Raw genomic sequence first — 2,510 nt, 5'->3', positions numbered from 1 at the left:
TCCTCTACGCCGCGATCAGCGACGTGCGCACGCTCACCTCGATCGGGATTCAGCGGAGCGGTCTTGCCATCGCCTGGCAGGGTGCGAAAAGGCTCAACTGGATCGGCAAGACGTATTTCGCTTGCCGCCGCATCGCGTCCCCGGACATCAGGATCGTGCCCGTCGTTATCTGACAGGGTTCAGCGATGATCGCTGCGCAGGAACGCCGCTTCCTGCTCCAACGCCTTTCCGCTTTGCGCGAGCGCTTCATGCACGACGGCGGCCGCCCCTGACAGGGTGTCTGCTGGCGGGGCAAAGCGGCGGGTGATCTCCCACAATTCGCGGCTCCCCCGCTTCGCGAGCAGCTCGGTCCAGCCGGGGGCAAGATGAAAGCCGAGGCATTTCACCCCGGCCGCCTGTAGGCGCGCGTGCTCGGCCAGTCCGACGCCGTCGTAGTCGGGGAAGTGGAACAGGCGTGGCGCGACCTGGCTCCGCGAGAGCCAGCCAAGCACGAGCCCGTGCAAGCGGCCTGAATACCACATGACGCTGCAGGGCTCATCGGTCGGCAGCCACGACAGGTCCTCCAGCATCGCCTGGTTCTCGACAAGCCAGAGCGGCTCCTTCGAGGTCCAGGTCGTGGCCGCGTCGATCGGCATGGCCCCCACCGCCCCTTCGCCATCCGGGGTTAGCGATAGGCGGCGTGTGCCGTTCCACCAGCTTGCGCCGCCGACGGCCCTGAGGATCGGGTAGCATCGCCCCAGCCCGGTGGCGCCGGTCTTTGTCGAGCCGTTCGAGGCGAGGTTGGCAGCCCGTTGTCCGGCTGCAAGCTCGGGATCATCGCGGTAGCGGGCGAGGTGCGTCGAGATCACCGAAGCGGATTTCGCGCGGTAGACAGCCCCGCCGCCCCGCCGCTCGAGCACGGCGCCCCCTGTCTCCGAGATGAAGCGATCGAGGGCCCGGCGCTGCTTCACGCCGAGGCTCGAGGCGGGAATCTCCCCCGCCTCGATGCGCTTGAGAGCGCGCGCCAGGTCGAGGCTCACGCGACCTCCACAGCGTCGTCCTGCGCCTCGTGCGGCACGATCTCCCGCCAGCTGCTCGGCAGGATGATCGGCTTGTCCTTGTGCAGCCGCACCGGAACGGACCAGCGCGTCGACGTCAGCGGCAAAGGCGCCGCGAGGATCATGATGAAGCCGAGATCGGCCGCCGTCGCCACGAGGCTGCGCTGGTTCCTCACGTCAAGTGAGGATGCCTCATCGAGGTAGCAGACCCCCATGATCGGATCGCCGCGCTCGCGCATGAGGCAGAGGAACGACAACCCGGTGACCAGCTTCAGCATGATCGAGGTGCCGTTGCTCTCGGCCTTCGAAAGATGGGCGAGCGTCTGCGGCGCCTGACCGCGCCGGGTCAGCCGGAACGACAGCTGAAAGAGATCCGCCACGCGGATGCCGTTGCGCTCGCCTTGCCGTATCAGAAGGTCCTTCGCGCTGTTGATGGCCTCGTCATCCAGTGTCGACGCCTGGCTGAACAGGTCGAGCGCGTCGTCGGCGCTGCTGCGCGCGCCCGCGTCGAGCAGCGCCCGGATCGCGCCGGTCAGCGCCTTGTTCTCGACGACCTCGATCCGGAACTGCTCGATGTCCGAGATATGTCGCTCGCCCACGAGGCGGTTCAGCCGCGAGACTTCCCGCTTCACATGGTCGAGGTCGTCGTTGAGCGAGGTCAGTGCGCTGGAGACCTGCGTGACGGCGATGCGCGCCTGCTTCTCGATCACCTGGGCCTCGTCATCGAGGTGACGACCGAACTCGACGAGGCGCTCGATTTCCTCCTCCTGCCCCTCGGCGTCGCTGAACTTGGTCAGCCCGCGCGCATGGATGTCGCGCAGGATGGCGAAGATATCTTTCTCGACGCGCAGAAGCCGCGAGCAATCCTCGTTGTAGCGCTCCAGGGCGTCGGGAAGATCAGCCATGGCGATCGTGACCTGATCGAGAGGATCATGCGCCATCTCGGCCAGCAAACCGAACTTGCGCTGCTCGAGCGGCTGCATGTCAGGCCGCTTCACCCGCAGCGCCTCGATCTGGCCCACCTTGGCGTTCAGCTCTACAAGCGCCCGGCCATTCGCGTCGCGACGGGTCTGCAGGGCCTTCCGGCGCGCCTCGATGCGCGCGCTGTCCGCCTCGAGCCCCTTTCGCGCGTCGGCGATCTCGCGTCGGGCCGTGACCCGAACGTCCGCGGAATCCCGCAAGGCGACCATCCGACGGTAGTCGCGGATCTCGCCCTCGACCCGCCGGATGTCCTCCCGGAGCCCGGCATGTCGCGCCTTCTGACGCTCGATGTCGCGCGCAACGCCGAGCTGTTCGGTGAGCCGGTCGATCTGGGCCTTCTCCTCGGACAATTCGACCCGCAGCTGCGCCGGATCGACCGTCCGGACCCGCGCCGGCACGGAGGCGAGATCCAGCTGCAGGCCCGGCAGGGTCAGGCGAGACCCTTCGGCCACGGCCTGGAGCGCTTCGGGATCGAGGATGTATGCGCCCTCC

The 2,510-nt window shown here is 67.6% G+C and carries 2 protein-coding genes; both read right to left on the bottom strand.

Annotation, left to right across the window (positions count from 1 at the left end; translation table 11 throughout):
• Positions 1-179: 179 nt before the first annotated feature.
• Positions 180-1,019, bottom strand: a complete 840-nt coding sequence (locus ACFDS3_RS20895; protein ID WP_375264244.1) for a hypothetical protein — start codon at positions 1,017-1,019, stop codon at positions 180-182.
• Positions 1,016-2,510, bottom strand: a 1,495-nt coding sequence (locus ACFDS3_RS20890) for a hypothetical protein (protein WP_375264243.1), incomplete at its 5' end; no start/stop codon positions are given. The genes ACFDS3_RS20895 and ACFDS3_RS20890, both read right to left, overlap by 4 nt.

It is taken from the genome of Palleronia sp., from assembly GCF_042089775.1.
Lineage (GTDB): Bacteria > Pseudomonadota > Alphaproteobacteria > Rhodobacterales > Rhodobacteraceae > Palleronia.
This window is presented reverse-complemented; position numbering and strand designations above follow the sequence as displayed.